This window comes from Micromonospora sp. WMMD987 (assembly GCF_029581435.1).
Lineage (GTDB): Bacteria > Actinomycetota > Actinomycetes > Mycobacteriales > Micromonosporaceae > Micromonospora > Micromonospora rifamycinica.
On sequence record NZ_CP120861.1, the window covers coordinates 1,683,299 to 1,700,510 of the forward strand.

The 17,212-nt window shown below is 73.8% G+C and carries 13 protein-coding genes; 5 read left to right on the forward strand and 8 right to left on the reverse strand.

The annotated features are described in order from the left end of the window. Positions 1 to 189: 189 nt before the first annotated feature. A complete protein-coding gene (locus O7612_RS07395; protein ID WP_282271622.1) occupies positions 190 to 2,673 on the forward strand; it encodes a helix-turn-helix domain-containing protein in 2,484 nt (827 codons plus the stop codon). A gap of 211 nt (positions 2,674 to 2,884) precedes the next feature. Here O7612_RS07395 and O7612_RS07400 read toward each other — a convergent pair whose 3' ends face one another. The 4 genes from O7612_RS07400 to O7612_RS07415 all read right to left on the reverse strand — a co-directional run bounded on the left by O7612_RS07400 (position 2,885) and on the right by O7612_RS07415 (position 8,394). After that, entirely contained in the window at positions 2,885 to 5,029 is a 2,145-nt protein-coding gene (locus O7612_RS07400) for a CotH kinase family protein (RefSeq protein WP_282271623.1), read from the reverse strand. After that, positions 5,020 to 6,027, reverse strand: coding sequence for a VTC domain-containing protein (locus tag O7612_RS07405; RefSeq protein WP_282271625.1), 1,008 nt, complete (start codon positions 6,025 to 6,027; stop codon positions 5,020 to 5,022). The genes O7612_RS07400 and O7612_RS07405 overlap by 10 nt, the downstream gene beginning before the upstream one ends. A gap of 309 nt (positions 6,028 to 6,336) precedes the next feature. Next, complete coding sequence (locus O7612_RS07410; protein ID WP_282273831.1) at positions 6,337 to 7,164, reverse strand: DUF72 domain-containing protein; 828 nt, start codon at positions 7,162 to 7,164, stop codon at positions 6,337 to 6,339. A 318-nt stretch (positions 7,165 to 7,482) separates the two neighbouring features. After that, positions 7,483 to 8,394 carry a hypothetical protein gene (locus O7612_RS07415; RefSeq protein WP_282271627.1) on the reverse strand — a complete coding sequence of 304 codons (912 nt, stop codon included), beginning with the start codon at positions 8,392 to 8,394 and terminating at the stop codon, positions 7,483 to 7,485. Positions 8,395 to 8,559: 165 nt separating this feature from the next. On the opposite strand from O7612_RS07415, the gene O7612_RS07420 reads away from it, so the two are divergent. Then, a complete protein-coding gene (locus tag O7612_RS07420) occupies positions 8,560 to 9,288 on the forward strand; it encodes a Clp protease N-terminal domain-containing protein (RefSeq protein WP_282271629.1) in 729 nt (242 codons plus the stop codon). Between the two features lie 76 nt (positions 9,289 to 9,364). Here the strand turns inward: O7612_RS07420 and O7612_RS07425 are convergent, their stop codons facing one another. Then, positions 9,365 to 9,883, reverse strand: coding sequence for a hypothetical protein (locus O7612_RS07425; protein WP_282271631.1), 519 nt, complete (start codon positions 9,881 to 9,883; stop codon positions 9,365 to 9,367). 619 nt (positions 9,884 to 10,502) lie between these two features. Between O7612_RS07425 and O7612_RS07430 the strand changes: the two genes are divergently transcribed. Then, positions 10,503 to 11,165, forward strand: a complete 663-nt coding sequence (locus tag O7612_RS07430) for a GNAT family N-acetyltransferase (RefSeq protein ID WP_348774296.1) — start codon at positions 10,503 to 10,505, stop codon at positions 11,163 to 11,165. A 400-nt stretch (positions 11,166 to 11,565) separates the two neighbouring features. Continuing rightward, on the forward strand, positions 11,566 to 11,907 hold the full coding sequence (locus O7612_RS07435) for an STAS domain-containing protein (RefSeq protein WP_282271634.1): 342 nt from the start codon (positions 11,566 to 11,568) through the stop codon (positions 11,905 to 11,907). A 151-nt stretch (positions 11,908 to 12,058) separates the two neighbouring features. Here O7612_RS07435 and O7612_RS07440 read toward each other — a convergent pair whose 3' ends face one another. Then, on the reverse strand, positions 12,059 to 13,555 hold the full coding sequence (locus O7612_RS07440) for a glycoside hydrolase family 3 N-terminal domain-containing protein (protein WP_282271636.1): 1,497 nt from the start codon (positions 13,553 to 13,555) through the stop codon (positions 12,059 to 12,061). 284 nt (positions 13,556 to 13,839) lie between these two features. Between O7612_RS07440 and O7612_RS07445 the strand changes: the two genes are divergently transcribed. Next, positions 13,840 to 15,015 (forward strand): ROK family transcriptional regulator, encoded by a 1,176-nt coding sequence (locus tag O7612_RS07445; protein WP_282271638.1) that lies wholly within the window; start codon positions 13,840 to 13,842, stop codon positions 15,013 to 15,015. Positions 15,016 to 15,090: 75 nt separating this feature from the next. On the opposite strand, the gene O7612_RS07450 is transcribed toward O7612_RS07445, so the two are convergent. Both O7612_RS07450 and O7612_RS07455 read right to left on the reverse strand, forming a co-directional pair. Further along, positions 15,091 to 16,104: an ABC transporter permease subunit gene (locus tag O7612_RS07450; RefSeq protein ID WP_282271640.1), complete on the reverse strand. Its 1,014-nt coding sequence runs from the start codon at positions 16,102 to 16,104 to the stop codon at positions 15,091 to 15,093. After that, a complete protein-coding gene (locus O7612_RS07455) occupies positions 16,101 to 17,144 on the reverse strand; it encodes an ATP-binding cassette domain-containing protein (protein WP_282271642.1) in 1,044 nt (347 codons plus the stop codon). Before O7612_RS07455 ends, O7612_RS07450 begins: the two co-directional genes overlap by 4 nt. Positions 17,145 to 17,212 lie beyond the last annotated feature (68 nt).

The following is a 17,212-nucleotide window of genomic DNA, read 5'->3' on the forward strand; positions in this document are numbered from 1 at the left end:
GGCGCAGGACGGGCGGCCGTCGGACAGCTGGGGCAGACGTGCCCTGACGGGCATCGACCTGCGATCGGTGAAACAGGTCCGACGTGGAACTGTCATACATCGGCAATGACCTACCGGCGTCGCCCGGCCGGTCCTACCCTCCCGGTGTCGCATCCGGGGCGACGGGGATGCCCGGGGGGTGGAGGCCGAATGTCCGACCAAGGGATTCCCGCGGGCACCCGGCCGCCGGCCGCCGGGGCGGTCCGAGGCGTGCCCGAGGCGCACCGGCTGGACACCGACGCGCAGACGGTGCCGGACCTCGCCGGACTGCTGCGCCAGCTCCGTCGCCGGGAAGCCCGGCAGCAGGGCGAGACGCCGCTGACGTACCGGCAGCTGGCGGCGAAGACCGGCTGGTCGCGGGGGGTGATCGGGGAGTACTTCGCCGGCAACATCCTGCCCCCGCCGGAGCGGTTCGACACCCTGATCCGGTTGCTCGGGGCCACCCCGGCCGAGCAGGGGGCGCTGGCCACCGCGCGGGACCGGGTCGAGGAGCGTCGCCGGCACGCGGACGCGGACCACCCCGCCCCGGGCCGACCCGCCCGGGTCACCGTGCGAACCAGGGGCGGCACACGGGTCGGCACACCGGTGGCCCGGGTGCCGGTGCCACGTCAACTGCCCCCCGCCCTGCCCGGTTTCGTCGGCCGGGCCGCGCAGCTCGCCCAGCTCGACGGCGGCTGCACCGGTCACGACGCGCCGCAGCGGGCGGGGCCGTCCAGCACGATGGTCCTGTCGGGGACGGCCGGCGTCGGCAAGACCACCCTGGCGGTGCACTGGGCGCACCGGGTCGCCGACCGCTTCCCGGACGGTCAGCTCTACGTGGACCTGCGCGGATTCGACTCCACCGGTGCGGTGGTCACGCCCACCGAGGCGGTCCGGGGCTTCCTCGAAGCGCTGGGGGTGCCGCCCGACCGGGTGCCCACCCACCTGTCCGCCCAGGTCGGTCTCTACCGCAGCCTGCTGGCCGACCGGCGGATGCTGGTGTTGCTGGACAACGCCCGCGAGGTCGACCAGGTACGCCCCCTGCTGGCCGGTGGCCCGAACTGCCTCTGCCTGGTCACCAGTCGTCACCGGCTGGCCGGCCTGATCACCGCCGAAGGCGCCCGCCAGGTCACCGTCGACCTGCTCAGCACCGACGAGGCGTGGGAGCTGCTCGCCCGGCGGCTGGGCGCGGACCGGTTGACTGTGGAACCCGCCGCGGTCGACGAGATGATCGAACGGTGCGTACGGCTGCCACTGGCACTGGCGGTGCTCGCCGCGCGCGGAGCGGCGCATCCCGCCTTCCCGCTGGCCACCATCGTCGCCGAGCTGCGCGAGGCGCCGCGGCTGCTGGACTCGTTCGACGCCGGGGACACCGGCACCGACGTGCAGGCGGTCTTCTCCTGGTCGTACCGGAACCTGACCCCACCGGCGGCGCGACTGTTCCGGCTGCTCGGCTGCCACCCGGGACCGGACACCGGGGTCGCCGCGGCGGCCAGCCTCGCCGGCCTGCCCCGGGACCGGACGGCCCGGCTGCTGGCCGAGCTGGCCCACGCGCACCTGCTCACCGAGCACGCGCCCGGCCGGTTCGCCGCGCACGACCTGCTCCGGGCGTACGCGGCCGAGCTGGCCGAGCGCGGCGAGCCGGTCGAGGAGCGGCAGGCGGCCGTCCGGCGTGGACTGGACCACTACCTGCACACCGCGCACGCGGCGGCCCTGCTGCTGCAACCCGGCCGGGATCCGGTGGTCCCGGTCGCCGCCCTGCCCGGGGTGGCCCCCGAGGAACCGGCGGACCACGGTCGGGCGCTCGCCTGGTTCACCGCCGAGTACCCGGTGCTGCTGGCGGCGGTCGCGCACGCCGGGCGTACCGGGTTCGACGGCCACGCCTGGCAGCTGGCCTGGGCGCTGGTGGACTTCCTCCAGCGGCGGGGGAACTGGCCGGAGCTGGTCGTCGCCCAGCAGAGCGCCCTGGCCGGGGCGCGTCGGGCGGCGGACCTTCCCGGACAGGCGAACGCCCACCGCGACCTGGCCCGGGCGCTGAACCGGTTGGGTCGGGTGGACGAGGCGGTCGAGCACTACCGACAGGCGCTGGCCCTGTTCGGCGGGCTGGGCGACCACACCGGACAGGCCCGCACCCATCGCGCGTTCGGTGCGATGCTCGACGGGCTCGGCCGGCACAGCGAGGCGCTGGAACACGGGCAGCGGGCCCTGGCGCTGTACCGGGACGCCGGCCACCTGGCCGGGGAGGCCAGCGCCCGCAACGCGGTCGGCTGGGCGTTCGCCCAGCTCGGCCGGTACGGGCCGGCACTCGACCACTGCTCGCGGGCGCTGACCCTGCTGTGCTCGACCGGTGACCGGCACGGCGAGGCGAACACCTGGGACAGCCTCGGCTTCATCCACGACCGGCTGGGCCACCACCGGCAGGCGATCCGCTGTTACGGCCGGGCGCTGGTGCTGTACCGACGGATCGGCGACCGGTACGACGAGGCGGACACCCTGACCCGGCTCGGTGACACCCGGCACGCGCTCGGGGACGTCCACGGCGCACGCCGGACCTGGCGGCGGGCGCTGTCCATCTTCGAGGACCTCGACCACCCGGACGCGGCCCGGGTCCGTGACCTGTTGACCCGGCCGTGGCCCGGGTCGGTGACCTGTTGACCCGGTCGTGGCCCGGGTCGGTGACCTGTTGACCCGGTCGTGGCCCGGGTCGGTGACCTGTTGACCCGGTCGTGGCCCGGGTCGGTGACCTGTTGACCCGGTCGTGGCCCGGGTCGGTGACCTGTTGACCCGGGCCGCAGCGGGGAGCCCGGCGGCGGGCTGACGATCCCTCGCCGCCCCGGCGTCCGGCCGGGGCGGCGAGGGCGGGTGGTCAGTTCGTCGTGCAGCTCGGTGTGGGGTTGCCGGGGTTGCCGGTGGACGAGCCGAGGAACCCGAACGTGGTGCTGGTGCCGGGGGCGAGCGCCCCGTTGTAGGAGACGTTGCGGGCGGTGACCGTCGCGCCCTGGCCGGTGACGGTGGCGTTCCAGGCCTGGGTGACCCGCTCGCCGTTGGCGTACGTCCAGGTCACGGACCAGTTGCTGAGTGCGGCCGGGCCGGCGGTGACCCGTACCTCGCCCTGGAATCCGCCGGTCCAGCGGCTGGTGACCGTGTACGTCGCGGTGCAGCGGGGGGTGGCCGGCGGCGGGGTCGTGGTGGCCGGTGGCGTGGTGGCCGGTGGCGTTGTGGTGGCCGGCGGGGTGCTGGGCGGCGGCGTGGTCGGGGTCGGTGGCGCGGTCGTCGGTGACGGGGGCGGGGTGGTGACCGGGCCGCCCCAGCCGGCGGTGGAGTCCAGCCAGGCCGCGCGGCGTAGCATCCAGTCCCGCATGGCCTGGACCTGGCCCTGCCAGGTCGGCGCGGTCGGGGTGTAGAAGGGGCCGACCATCGGTGCCGTCAGGTTGGGCCACCGTTGGAAGTTGCGCTGGGCGCCGTTGGTCAGCGGTGCCGCCAGGGCGTCGATCCGCGCCTGGAGGGCGCTGTCGGCGAGCAGGCCCCGGCGCAGGCTCTGCCAGCGGGACCGGAGCTGGTTGACGAAGGCCGGATCGCGTACCAGCTGCGGGAACCAGTCGTTGGCGACCGGTTGCCGGGTCTGCTGGTACTGCCAGCCGGCGGTCTGGTCGTTGCCGAAGTAGCCGCCGACGCCGAAGGTGAGGTCGTAGTCCCACAGCGGGCCGGCGAAGATCTTGGTGTCGCGGTCCTTGTAGAAGTACGCGCTGCGGATGTAGGAGTCCATCTCCCGGCTGAGTTCGTTGAGGACCATCTGGTCCACGAACGAGTCGACGTCGATGTACTTCCGGTAGCCGGTGACCGGGTCGGCGGAGTTCGCCGCCCGCAGCACGTCGTGGAACTCCTGGACGTGGCCCCGCAGCCAGTCCCGCTGGGGTGCCTGCAAGGGGGACGGATCCCGCACCTCCAGGTAGTTCCAGCAGGTCGCCGCCGGCCCGGTGCAGGTCAGCGTCGGCTCCTCGGCGGCCAGCCACTCGAAGCTCCAGATGTACCCGCCCTGGATCTTGGGCAGGGTCAGGTCGTCCTCGTCGAGTTGCTTGAGGTTCAGCCGGTTCTTGGTGTTCTTGATCGTCTCCACCAGCATGTAGACGCCCATGTAGTCACCGGCGGCCACCGGGGCGGCGTCGGTGTTGAGGTAGAACTCGACGAACCGGTACCTCGGTGCCGGCATGCCCATCTCGCGCCCGAGATCGTAGACCAGCGCCTCCCGGATCAACGCCTTGTCGCTGAACGGCCCGCGCAGCACCCAGTCGGAGTCTGCCGGCATGCCCAGCATCGGATAGTCGGCATCGTCGTTGTCGTTGCCCCGCAGTTCGACGCGGTACGGCGTCTTCTCGAACGACGCCGACGACTGGCCGCGCAGGTGGAACCCGGCGCGGGTGGCGACGGTCGGGGTCGCCGCCAGCGAGGTGGTGCCGCCGCCCGGCTCGAAGACCATGGCGGTGGCGTCGAGGTACTCGCGGCCGGGCTTGCCCGCCCCGTACGAGTCGAGCAGGACCACCGGCAGGTCGTGGGCGGTGGCGACGTTCTGGGCGACGTACATGGCGGTACCGGGCGCACCGGAGGCGGTCTGGCCGACGAAGGCCTGGACCCGCAACTGGGTGGTCCGGGTGAACCGCAACGGTGTGCCCGCGTACAGCGCTGACTGCGCGGTGGGCGGTCGGCCGTCGGTGGTGTAGCGCAACTGCGCGCCGCTGACCGTGGTGCTCAGCGACACCGTCACCTCCCCCTGGAAGGTGCCGCTGGGCCGCGAGAAGACGATGTCGCCGACGAGGTCGTCCGCTGCCCCGGCGGCGGCCACGGCGTCGGCGGCGGAGGTGTCCAGGCCCGTGGTGACGCCGGCGCGGGCGGGGGGCCGGGGGGACGACGGCCCGGCGTCCGCCTGTGCCGCGTACGGCATGAGGAGCCCGGTGACGAGCACGGCCACGATTCCGGCGCTGCGCCGGGAGGGGATGCGAACGGTCAGACGCACGAGGTCTCCTGTCCGGTTCGGATGACGCGGGTGGGCGGCCCTGCCGGGACCGGTGGCGGGGTCGGCCGGAAGTGCCGGCGCAGGGTCCGTCGCCACGGCGCGTCCGGCAGCTCCGGTCGCAGGGCGGCCAGCCCGGTGGCGTACTTCGAGATGCGGGCGGGTCTGGTGCCGCCCTGCCACAGCAGCCGGTCGACCGGGGACGCCGCCGATCGGGTCTTGGTCTCGACCACGGCGACAGCGGGCAGGTGCAGGGTGTGGTGGTCGTCCTGCCAGCACAGGTCGGTGTCGATGGTGACCCGGCTCTCGGTCGTCGGCAGCAGCAGCGTGGTACGTCGGTAGCGGGTGACCAGCACCGGTTCCAGGTGACCGCCGACGGGGGCGGACCGGACCGACCCGTGGCCGAGCGCCCGGTCGACGAACTCCCGCCCCGACCCGACGGTGCGACGGTCCTCCGGCCGGTACGGTAGCCGGTGCTTGGTGACCAGCCCGCGGGAGCCGCTGAGCTTGACCTCCAGCCAGCACTCGGCCGAGTCGAGGTAGGTCCGGGTCCGCACCTTGAAGCGCCGCCGCCGCCGGTACGCCGCACCGTGGTAGCTGGCCAGGCCCGGGGTGTCGAAGTACACCGACTCGTAGCGGAAGGACCGTGCGCCGTCGATGTCCAGCACCCGGGCGTGTGGGACGAGCCGGTCGAGCAGGCCCGGCAGCTCGTCCAGCGCGACGAGGTACTTGCGGTCCACCCGGCTCTGCAGCGCGGCCCGCTCGATCAGCTCGGCCAGCCCGACGCCGGGCAGCTCCGCCAGCGCCGGCGCGAACGGCGGCGGGATCGTCGGGGCGCTCCCACCGGGAGCCGGCTGGCCGGTGTCGGTCGCCGGGCCGGGACCGCCCCGGGCGGTCGCCGGATCCGGGTGGCCCCCGGCGGTCGCCGGATCCGGGTGGCCCCCGGCGGTCGCCGGATCCGGGTGGCCGGTGCCGGCCGGGCCGGTTACGACCTGCGACATCTCTCGGATCCCTCCTGGCGCGTCGGCGGTCGGCTCCGACGTCGCCGGCGTCAGCTCGGGGGAAGAGTCCCGGCGGGACGGCCGGAGCCGATCATGTTTTCGGTAAAGTTTCGGTGACTATTTCGGTACTGTAGGTCTAACATTGGGCAACGTCAATATGTCTGTCCGGCTCCGATGGCTGACCAGTCCGCCTGTCGACGTCCCCCGACATGGTCGGGTGGGGTGTGGTGGAGGCGGCGGTGGGCGACTCTTCCGACAGTGAATCCCGGGTCGGCTCTCGAAAGTTTCGATCTTCGTGTCGGTTGAGAGTCAGAACAGGGTGAGCGGACCGACCGGGATCGGCTCGGGCAGGGCGGCCAGCTGCGGTAGCCGGACCCTTACCTCGTCGTGGAAGCGGCGGGCGAGCAGCGGCGCGTCGGCGTTGTCCGGGGTGTGCACGAACATGGTCGGCGAGCGGCCCTCCCGCAGCCAGCCGGCGATGGTCTCGACCCAGTGCCGCCAGCCCTCGACGGTCTCCGCCTCGGCGTCCCGGCCGAGGTACCGGACGATGGGCCGGTCGGTCAGCGCGACCGACCGCAACGGCATCCGGGGCTTCCTGCCCCACGCCTCCCGTTCCGCCTCGCTGGTCGGCGGGGTGCGGAAGAACGCGGTGGTGTCGAAGGGGATCCATTCGGTGGCCGAGGGGGCCAACGCCTCCTCCAGCAGCCGGATGGCGCGTGGGTCGGTGAAGAAGGCGGGATGCCGGACCTCCACGGCGTACCGGTGGGCCTCGGGGAGCCGGCGCAGGAAGTCGGCGAGTGCGGGGACGTCCGAGGGGGTGAACGACCCCGGCAACTGGAGCCACAGGGCGTGCACGCGGCTGCCGAGCGGCTCGATCGCGTCGAGGAAGACCCGCAGCGGTTCCCCGGCATCGACGAGTCGCCGCTCGTGGGTGACGACCTTCGGAAGTTTGACGACGAAGCGGAAGTCCGGCCCGGTCTGCCGAGCCCACGTCGCCACGGTGTCCCGGGCCGGTGTCGCGTAGAACGTGGTGTTCCCCTCGACCGCGTCGCACCAGCCGGCATAGTGCCGCAGCCGCTCGTGGGCCGGCAGGGGGTGGGCGATCAGCCGACCCTGCCACGACCGGTGGGTCCACATCGCGCAGCCGACGTGTAGCCGCATGATCCCGATCCTCCCGCAGCACCGACCCGATCTGTCGCCGCACGGTATCGGAGCGGCACCGCTCCGCGTCGGGCGGTCGGCGCGACGGTGGAGGTAGGGGATCGACGGTGGGTGGGCGGACGGTCGGTGGGCCTGGAGGATCGGTGGGCCTGGAGGATCGGTGGGCCTGGGCTGGCGGTGGAACCGGACAGTCCGGCGGGTCTGGACGGGTGGCGTGCCCGCAGGAGCGGCGGGCCGGACGGGCCGGGCGCGGCGGCCCGCTCCGGGATCGGGACGGGCCGCCGCGACGGCGGATCAGGTGATGGAGCCGAGCAGGAAGGTGGCGGAGCAGGTGACCGGGCCGACGTTGGTGTAGTAGGCCAGGTACTGGCGCTGCACGGTGCCGTCGGAGTTCACCACCTGCTGGTAGTAGCTGCTGGTGACGCCGAACTGGCAGGTGCCGGCGGCGACCGCCGGGTTGAGGCCGGGCAGGTAGACCAGCGTCGTGGGGTTGGCGTTGTTCCACACCGATCCGCTGGTGGCCGACGGCGCGAGCGTCCCGGCGGACCAGGTGGTCGAGGTCGAGGTGCTGCCCAGCAGGGCGTTGCCGGCGCAGGTGATGGTGCCGACGTTCTTGACGGTGAAGTAGAACCGCCGTTCCCCGTTGGGCTGCCGGGAGTACCAGGAACTGGTCACCTCGAGCTGGCAGCCGGTGGAACTGGTGGCGCCGCTGGGCGCGATGCCGGGCAGGTACGCCACGTTTGCCGGGTTGTTGTTCCAGACCGAGGTGACCGAGCCGCCCGGGGCGATGCCGCCGAGCGCCCAGGTGGCTCCGGAGTTCAGCGAGCTGAGCATGACCTGGGTGCCGCAGGCGATGGCCCCGGTGTTACGGATGGTCCAGTTGAACCGGCGCTCGCCGCTGTAGAGCTGGGTGTACCAGCTCCGGGTCACCTGGAACTGGCACGGCTGGCTGGTGCTCGCCCCGGTCGGCGAGAGCCCCACCTGGTAGACGGCGCCGGCGGGGTTGTTGTTCCACTGCCAGTTCTGGGTGGCCCCCGCGGCGAGGGTGCCCGAGTACCAGGAGGCGACCAGGGTGGCCTTGGCGGCCCGGTCGGCGGTCTGCCCGCCGGCCTCGGGGGCGGCCGACGCGGCGGTGGCGGCGAGGGCGGTGGTGACGAGCACTGCGGCGGTGGTGAGGGCGGCGAGGCGTTTCATCGCTCTGCGCATGGGGGACGGGACCTCCTCCGGTCGCAACGACCGATTTCGATAAGTGGCCCCATTGATGTTGCGGTACGGGATCGATAGATCACCGTGAGTGTCGGGATTTACTCACTGCGGAGTTGCCGTCAACTTCTGGTTGACGAAAAGCCCGCGTCAACCTATGGTTGACGCATGACGGAACCCACCAGAATCCCGCACCCCGTCCGCCTCGACGAGCTGATCCAGGCCATCAAGAAGGCCCGGCCCGACGCTCTCGACCAGCTCAGCGACGCGGTACTCGTCGCCGATCACCTCGGCGACCTCGCCGACCACCTGATCGGCCACTTCGTTGACCAGGCCCGGCGTTCCGGCGCCTCCTGGACGCAGATCGGCGACAGCATGGGGGTGAGCAAGCAGGCGGCGCAGAAGCGCTCGGCCACAAAGGCCGAGGCGGCGGCCACCCTGGATCCCAATGCCGGGTTCAGCCGCTTCACCCCCCGGGCGCGCAACGTGGTGATCGCCTCGCAGGAGGAGGCCCGCGCCGCCGGCAACCGGGAGATCCGGCCGGAACACGTGGTGCTCGGTCTGCTCGCCGAGCCGGACGGCCTCGCCGCCAAGGCCCTGGTCGCCGAGGGGCTGAGCCCGGCGGCCGTCCGCGAGGCGGCCACCGCGCCGCTGCCCGCGCGGGTCGACGACGTGCCCGCCCTGATCCCGTACGAGGCGCAGGCCAAGAAGGTCCTCGAACTCACCTTCCGGGAGGCGCTACGGCTCGGGCACAACTACGTCGGCACCGAGCACATCCTGCTGGCCCTGCTGGAATGGGAGGACGGCGCGGGCGTGCTGTCCGGGCTGGGGATGACCAAGGACGCGGCCGAGGCCCAGATGGCCGCCGCCCTCGCCGGGTTCACCGGCGGGCAGTGACGTCCGTCGGGCCTACGGTGCCGGTGGCCGTGGTCGGACGCGGCACCGGGGCGCGTCCGGCCACGGCCGGGGTCGATCAGTCGACCGCGGGGAATCCGTAGCGCAGGGCGTGCTCCGGGTCGGCGGGGTCGATCTGGCGGAGGCCGGCATCGGCGAGGCGCTTGTTCACCTCGTCGAGCTGCTCGCGTACCAGCCGGGCCTCCTCCTCGGTGACCCGCCCCCGGTGCGGCCTGCCGGCGTGGTCGAGGGTGCCGTAGTCGATCTTCTCGGCGCTCTTGCGGGCCTTCGGCGGGCGGACCCGCTCGGCCGTCTTCAACAACTGTGCCATCGGCGTGTCGGTCGCCATGGCGTCGAACTCACTGGCGGTCAGCACCACCCGGCGGGGCTCCCCACCGGCGTGTCCGTCGTGGATCTCGACCACCGCCACGTCGAGCGCGGCGTCGTCGATGCTCTCCACCTCGGTCACCGTGGCGTCCAGCTGCACGGGCCCGGCCACCAGATCGGGATGCTCCAGCACGACGACCCGGACCACCTCGTCGTCGGGACGCAGCACGGTGCCGCTGAAGTCGGAGACGTGGATCGTCTTCTTGCCCATGCGCTGCGCTTCTCCTGTCGCTGGCCGGAATCGACCACAAGACGCTACCCGACAGGTGTGCGAACGCCCCGGCCGGACACCCCGGCACGACTGTCGGTGGGTGGTGGACAGCGCGGCGGCGGCCCTACCGGGTCGCCCGTGGGAGGTGGCGGTGCCGGCCCGCCCGTGACGGGTCGGCGGACGGTGCGGAGTCGGATCCGACGTGGTGGATCCGGCGACTCAGTGGGCGGTGAGGCCGCGCCGGGACGAGCATCCATTCGGCAGCCTGTCCAGCTCGGCCCAGGAGAGCAGGGGGGCGGCGCCGTGTCGGCACCGGACCTCCCGGTAGCGCGGTTGGGCCGGAAACCGGCCCGCGGTCTCCGCCGTGCCCCAGATCGGTGGGCTGTCCTGGTGGTACCGGTCATTCGTTTGTCGTGGCATGACCATTACCGTCCCAAAGAAAGGTGTACATGTATGGAAATAGATATGACGCACGGTCGATGGACCGGGTTCCGGGCAGGCTGGGGTCACGATCCGCCTCGTTCCTACCCGTGACGCGGCACCGGTAATCCGACGCGCGACGGGGCCGTCCGGCGTACCGTGGATCATGGAAGTGTCGACCACCGGGGAGGGGCGGGCGGTGCTGGACCGGCGGCTGCACCTGCACCTGGTGACCTGGCTCGGGCAGTGGCCGGCCGGGCCCGGCCTGCACGTGGTCGGCTCGCGGCGGCGGATCCGCCCGGCCTGGGACGGCCGCCCGCGTCCGGCCGTCGCGGTGCGGGCCGGTGACAGCACCGTGCTCTCGGTGCCGCCGCACCGGGTCGAGGCCGTCCGGGAACTGGCCGGGAGGCCACGGTCCGCACTGCACGAGGCCCTGCCGGCGATGGTCGGGCAACCGGGCTGGGTGGTCCACGACGACGTGTTCCGGTGGTGCGTCGCGCCGGCGGCCCTGCCCGACGTCGGTACCTGGACCGCCCCCACCGATCCGACCCTCCCGGCCTGGCTGCGCCTGTTTCGCGACGACGTGCTCGTGGTCCGTGACGCCGACGGCGGTTACCTGGCCGGCGCCGGGATCAAGCGGCACGACGCGCACGGGCAGGAGTTGGCGGTCGGCACGGCGCCCGCGGGACGTGGCCGGGGTCTGGCCCGTCGGCTCGTCGCCCAGGCCGCCCGCCGGGTGCTCGACGAGGGGGCGGTCCCGACCTACCGGCACGACCCCGCGAACGTCGGCTCCGCCCGGGTCGCCGAGGCGGCCGGCTTCCCGGACCGGGGCTGGTCCTCGTACGGCGTCTACCCGCCCTGACCGGGCCGTCGGTTCCGACCGGGCCATCCGTCCCGGCCGGGGCTGCGGGCGGCCGGGTGCGGGCGCGGACCGTGGATCCCGGGCCGGATCCACGGTCCGCGGCCTGTCCCAGGCCCCACCGAGACCGGCGCGGGTGCCGGTCGCCCTCAACGGCGGTCACGCTACGTGCTCGTACGCTCTCGATGCAAGGGTCATGCGGCGGGTTGCCTCTGTCCGGTAATGGACTTGACCTGCGGTGACAGGAAAAAGCTGCCCCCGAGACCGGTGACTCAGGGTGTGTGGTCCGGGTGTCCAGGGGTAGGGGCGGTGCTCGTCGCGGACCCTGTCAGGGGCCAGCGGTAGGGTCGGGCGTCGCGGCGAGGGTCGACGCGGGCGGCCGGCTAACCAGGAGTGGACGGGCATGCAGCTACCGACACCCAACGGGGGGCAGGGCCGGGTGGTGCTGAACCCGGTGGGTGACCTCGACGTCGCCACCGTCCCCGGGCTGGAGCGCGCTCTCGACGAGGCGCTCGACCGGCCCGGCCTGCTGGAGATCGTCGTCGACCTCGCCGCCGTCACCTTCCTCGACTCCACGGCGGTGGCCGCGCTGCTGCGCGGAGCGGCCGAGGCGGTCGGTCGGGGCGCCACCCTGCGGCTCACCGGGCCGCAACCGGTGGTGGCGCGGGTGCTGCGGATCACCGCGGTCGGTCCACTGCTCGGCCTGCCCGACGACCACGGCGACCCGGCCCCCTGGCGTCGCTGAGCCGACCCGCCGACGGCCGGCACGACCTCGTCGCCCCGCAACCCGTCGCCGGGTTTCCCGCGCCCCGTCGCAGGCTGTCCCGCAGGCCCTTTTCGTGGCCCGTCCCCGCATTCAGAGCCCAGGCCCCCGCAGCCTGCCGCGGGCCGTCCCCTCAGCCGGTCAGACCGAGCACCTCGGCTGCCGCGCGACCGTTGGCGTGGCTCGCGCCGTAGGTGGTGACGAACGCCCGTACCCCGGCCGGCCGCCACCGCCCCGGCCAGCCCATCTCCACCACCGTCACGGGGTGCGTCGCGGCCAGCGCCGCGACCAGGGCCGGACCGCCGGGCAGGCGGTGGAGGTGCCGGCCGACCAGCACGATCGGCCGGTCGGCGGCGCGTCGTCGTACCGCCGCCGGATCGGCCCCGGTGCTGACCACCTGGATCTGCTCGACGGCGGCCAGGTGCGGACCCAGCCCCCAGGGCACCCGGCCCTCGGCGATGGTGGCGGCGGCGTACACCTGCACGACCAGGGGACGGTCGAGCCCGGTCAGGTCCCCCTCCACCCGGACCGCCCGGCGCGCGGCCTGGTACCCGATGCCGGACGGGACGGGGACGGACGGATCAGGGCCGGACGGGACGGTGCCGGATCGGGCAGGGCCGGACGGGCCGGCGCGGCGGGTCCAGGCGGCGAGCGCGGCCGTCCGGGCGGCGGCCTGCTCCACCCGTCCCCGATCCAGCCGGCCGTCCCCGATCGCCCCGACGATCTCGGCCACCACCCGCTCGACCAGCGCGGCGTCGACCCTCGCGCCCAGGCAGAGCAGGTCCGCTCCGGCGGCCAGGGCGCGGACGGCGGCCGGGCCGACCCCACCCGCGGCGACGGCCGCCCCCTTCATCTCCAACGCGTCGGTGACCACGACGCCGGTGAAGCCGTACTCGCCGCGCAGCAGGTCGACCAGGACGGCCCGGCTGAAGGTGGCCGGCCCGTCCCCGGTCAGCGCCGGTACCCGGATGTGCGCCGTCATGACCGCCCGCACGCCCGCGTCGACGGCTGCCGCGAACGGCGGCAGGTCGCGCTCCCGTAGCAGCGCCGGCCCGGCGTCCACGGTGGGCAGCTCGTGGTGCGAGTCGGCGACGGTGGCGCCGTGGCCGGGGAAGTGCTTGGCGCAGGCCGCCACGCCGACCGACTGGAGACCCGTCACGGCGGCGGCCGAGTGGGCCGCCACCCGGGCCGGGTCGGCGCCGAACGCGCGGGTGCCGATCACCGGGTTGTCGTCGGCGGTGTTGACGTCGACCGTGGGGGCCAGGTCGACGGTGACACCGACGGCGGCCAGTTCGGCACCGATCGCCGCGTAGATCCGGCGGGTCAGCGCGGTGTCGTCGACCACGCCGAGCGCCGCGTTACCCGGGTACGGGCTGCCGGTGGCGTGGGCCAGCCGGGTGACGTCGCCGCCCTCCTCGTCGATCGCGACCAGCACGTCGGGCCGGGCGGCGCGCAGCGCGGCGGTGCTCGCCGCCAGCCGGGCCGGGTCGAGCACGTTGGTGCCGAACAGGGTGTGCCCGGCCAGCCCGTCGGCGACCAGTTCGACCGCCCAGTCCGGCGGCAACGGCCCCGGGTACGCGGCCAGCAACGTGCCCAGCACCAACCGGCGCAGTCCGGCGTCCCGCCCCACCTGAACCTCCTCTTTCCCCGTCGTCCGACCCGCTCCGCCCCACCCGCCCGATCCGTCCGTCCTGCCCCATCCGACCCGACCGGCAGGCGGCCCGGTGGCCTCCGGTCCCTCGCCCGGTCGTCCCCGGTCCACCGCCCGGCGGCCGGCAGCGCCGGACGGCACGAGTGGCGTCGCGGGCGGCCGGGTCGTCGGAGTTTCCCGTTACGAGGTGGCCGATACGCTACGGACAGCCCTGATCAGCGCGCTTCGGTTAGCAGAGTTTACGGAAAACCAGAGGACATGGCATGAGTGCGACCCGGCTGCCCGGCACCCCCCGACTGTTGCGGGCGCTCAACGACCGTGCGGCGCTGGAGCTGCTGCTCGAACGCGGCCCGCTCACCCGGGCCCGACTGGGCGAGCTGACCGGCCTGTCCAAGGTCACCGCATCGCAACTGGTCGAGCGGCTGGAGGAGCGGGGTCTGGTGGCCCGGGTCGGCGAGCAGGCCGGCGGGCGGGGGCCGAACGCGCAGCTCTACGCCGTCCGGCCGGGCAGCGCGTACGTGGTCGGGGTGGACGTCGGCGCGGAACGGGTGGTGGCCGCCTGCGCGGACATCACCGGTGCGGTGGTCAGTCAGGTCGAGCAGTCCACCCGGGACACCGACGACCCGGTCGGCGTGGTGCACACCGCGGTGGTCCAGGCGGCCAGCCGGGCCGGCGCGCAGCTCGACAGCGTACGGCGGGTGGTGCTCGGCACCCCCGGTCTGGTCGACCCGACGTCCGGGGACATCACCTTCGCCTTCAACCTGCCCCGTTGGCACCGGGGACTGCTCGCCGCGCTGCGCGAGGACCTGCACATCCCGGTCGTCTTCGAGAACGACGTGAACCTGGCCGCTGTCGCCGAGGCGCAGTCCGGCGCGGCCCAGGGGTTGGCGGACTTCGTCCTGGTCTGGGTGGGCGCCGGCGTCGGTCTGGCGATCATGCTGGGGGGCCGGCTGCACCACGGCAGCAGCGGAGCGGCGGGCGAGATCGGCTACCTGCCGGTGCCGGGAGTGCCGATCCCCCGGGACGTCTCGCGCCGGGCCAAGCCGGCGTTCCAGCAGCTCGCCGGGGCGGACGCGGTCCAGGCGGTGGCCCGCGAGCACGGTGTCGACGCACCCGACGCGGCCGACGCGGTACGGGCCGCCATCGCCGCCGGCACCGCCGGTGGCCCGCTCCTCGACGAGCTGGCCCGCCGGCTCGCCCTCGGAGTGGCCAGCACCTGCGTGGTGCTGGACCCGCCGTTGGTGGTGCTCGCCGGTGAGGTGGGGCAGGCCGGTGGCGTGGCGCTGGCCGAGCGGGTGCAGCAAGAGGTGGCCGCGATCACCCTGGTCCGGCCCCGGGTGGTGCCCACCGGGCTGACCGAGGAGCCGATCCTGCGGGGGGCGCTGCGCACCGCGCTGGACGCCGTCCGGGACGAGGTGTTCGGGTCGACGGTCGGCTGACCATCGACCCCGCCGCCGGAGCGGCGACCGCGCCGACCCGGTCACGTCGTCCCACCGGAGCAGGTCGCGGTACGCCTACAGCAGGTCGCGGCGGCGGAACGCGGCGAACGCGGCCCCGGTGAACGCACCGGTCAGCGCCAACAGCACCAGCAGCGCCGGCCCCCAGGTGATCACGTAGGTGCCGCCGTCGCAGATGCCGCTCCCCGGCGGGCAACCCGAGTCGTCCCAGAACTCCAACCGGCCGGACAGCCACGCGCCCAGGTAGTTGGAGAGCATCAGCAGGTCCGGCCGGGCCACGCCGACGATCTGGAGCACCAGCCGGCAGCCCACCTCCCACACCACCGCGTACGCGGCGACCGCGCCGAGCGCCGCCGAGGTGTGCCGGCCCAGCGTGGCGATCCCGAAGCCGAGCATGGTCGCCAGCAGCACCAGCACCAGCCCCCGCCCGTAGATGGTGCCGAGCCCGCGCCAGAACTCCCCGTCCAGTGGACCCGGCACGCCGGCCGTCTGCCCGATCGTCCAGAAGGTGCCCAGGTAGAGCGCCGACGCCAGCACCGACAGCGCGGCCACCACCCCGACCAGGGTGCCCAGCTTGGTGCCGAGCACGGTGAGCCGGCTCGGCCGCCAGAGCAGCAGGTTGACCACCCCACCGGAGTTCAGGTCGGCACCGATGTACGACGCGCCCACCAGGAACCCGAACAGCACCAGGAACGCGATCAGGAAGTAGAGCAGCCCGCGTGCCTCCTGGGCGAAGACGAAGACCGACGACAGGTAGTCGGTGGCCAGCGGCAGCCGCTCCATCCGCGCCGGATCCAGCTCACCGCAGTCGGCCGGCACGTAGCCGGCGTCCTCGCTGATCGGGATCTCGCCCGCCCGGATCCGCAGGCAACGGGTGTGGTCCGCCTCCATCGCGGCCACCGCCTGCGCGGCCTGCGCCTGCGCGGCGGACAGCTCCGCCGGTGTCGGCCGGTGCGACCCGATCAGGGTCGTCGCGGTGGTCACCGTGAAGGCGACCGCGAGCAGCAGCACCATCAGTTGGACGAAGCGTCGGGCGGCCAGCCGCTCCACCTCGGCACGGACCAGGTTCACGCGTCCACCCTCCGACCGTCGGTCCGGTCCAGTTCGATCAGCCGCCCACCGGCCTCGGTGCCGGTGCCGTCCGGCCCGGTGCCCCCGGCGTCGGCCGGGGTGGTGCCGTCCGCCTGCCGGGGCGGGGCCGGCGTGGCGGTCAGGTCGAGGAAGACACTCTCCAGGTCCGGCCGGATCGGGGTCAGCTCACGTACCCACAGCTCCTGCCCGCCGAGGGTGCTGCTGATCAGCTCCGGCTCCCGGGTGCCGCCGACCACCAGCAGGTCGTCGGGATGGACGGTGACGGTCAGCCCGGCCGCCCGCAGCAGTTCCGCCCCCCGCCCGGGGTCGCCCAGCCGTACCTGCCACTCGTGCTGGTCGTGCCCGGCCAGTACGTCGTCCACCCGACCGGCGGCCACCCGGCGACCCCGCGAGATGATCGTGACGTGGTCGCAGATCAGCTGGATCTCGCCCAGGATGTGGCTGGACACCAGCACGGTCACCCCGGACTCGGCGAGCGTGCGCATCAGGTCCCGCATCTCCCGGATACCGGCCGGGTCCAGCCCGTTGGCCGGCTCGTCCAGGATCAGCAGCTCCGGGTTCTTCAGCAGCGCCGACGCGACGGCCAGCCGCTGCCGCATCCCCAGCGAGTAGCCCCTCACCCGGTCCTGGCCACGGTCCCGGAGGCCGACCTGCTCCAACACCTCGTCCACCCGGGACGTCGGCACGCCACCGGCCACCGCCAGCAGGCGCAGCGTCCGGTGCCCGGTGAAGTTGCCGAAGAACTGCGGGCTCTCCACGATCGCGCCGACCCGGCCGGCGACCCGGGCCAACCGCTCCGGGGCCGGCTCGCCCAGCACCCGCAGCTCACCGGCGTCGGCGTTGACCAGCCCCAGCAGGGCGCGCAGCGTGGTGGTCTTGCCGGAGCCGTTCGGGCCGAGGAAACCGTGCACCTGACCCGCCTCGACGACCATGTCGAAGTCGTCCACCGCCACCCGGCTGCCGTGCCGCAGCGTGCGGAACGTCTTGCGCAGGCCGGTGATCTCGATGACCGCGCTCATCCGCACCACCTCTCGTATCGGGCAGGCGTCGGTCACCCTCCCGGTGTGGTGACCAACGACACGGTGCC

Bases quoted from the DNA above. Each gene is read 5' to 3' on its own strand.
- O7612_RS07405 (WP_282271625.1), bottom strand. From the start codon at position 6,027: ATGTCGCAGGTCGTAACCGGCCCGGCCGGCACCGGCCACCCGGATCCG.
- O7612_RS07435 (WP_282271634.1), top strand. From the start codon at position 11,566: ATGCAGCTACCGACACCCAACGGGGGGCAGGGCCGGGTGGTGCTGAAC.
- O7612_RS07455 (WP_282271642.1), bottom strand. From the start codon at position 17,144: ATGAGCGCGGTCATCGAGATCACCGGCCTGCGCAAGACGTTCCGCACG.
- O7612_RS07395 (WP_282271622.1), top strand. From the start codon at position 190: ATGTCCGACCAAGGGATTCCCGCGGGCACCCGGCCGCCGGCCGCCGGG.
- O7612_RS07420 (WP_282271629.1), top strand. From the start codon at position 8,560: ATGACGGAACCCACCAGAATCCCGCACCCCGTCCGCCTCGACGAGCTG.
- O7612_RS07410 (WP_282273831.1), bottom strand. From the start codon at position 7,164: ATGTGGACCCACCGGTCGTGGCAGGGTCGGCTGATCGCCCACCCCCTG.
- O7612_RS07445 (WP_282271638.1), top strand. From the start codon at position 13,840: ATGAGTGCGACCCGGCTGCCCGGCACCCCCCGACTGTTGCGGGCGCTC.
- O7612_RS07415 (WP_282271627.1), bottom strand. From the start codon at position 8,394: ATGCGCAGAGCGATGAAACGCCTCGCCGCCCTCACCACCGCCGCAGTG.
- O7612_RS07425 (WP_282271631.1), bottom strand. From the start codon at position 9,883: ATGGGCAAGAAGACGATCCACGTCTCCGACTTCAGCGGCACCGTGCTG.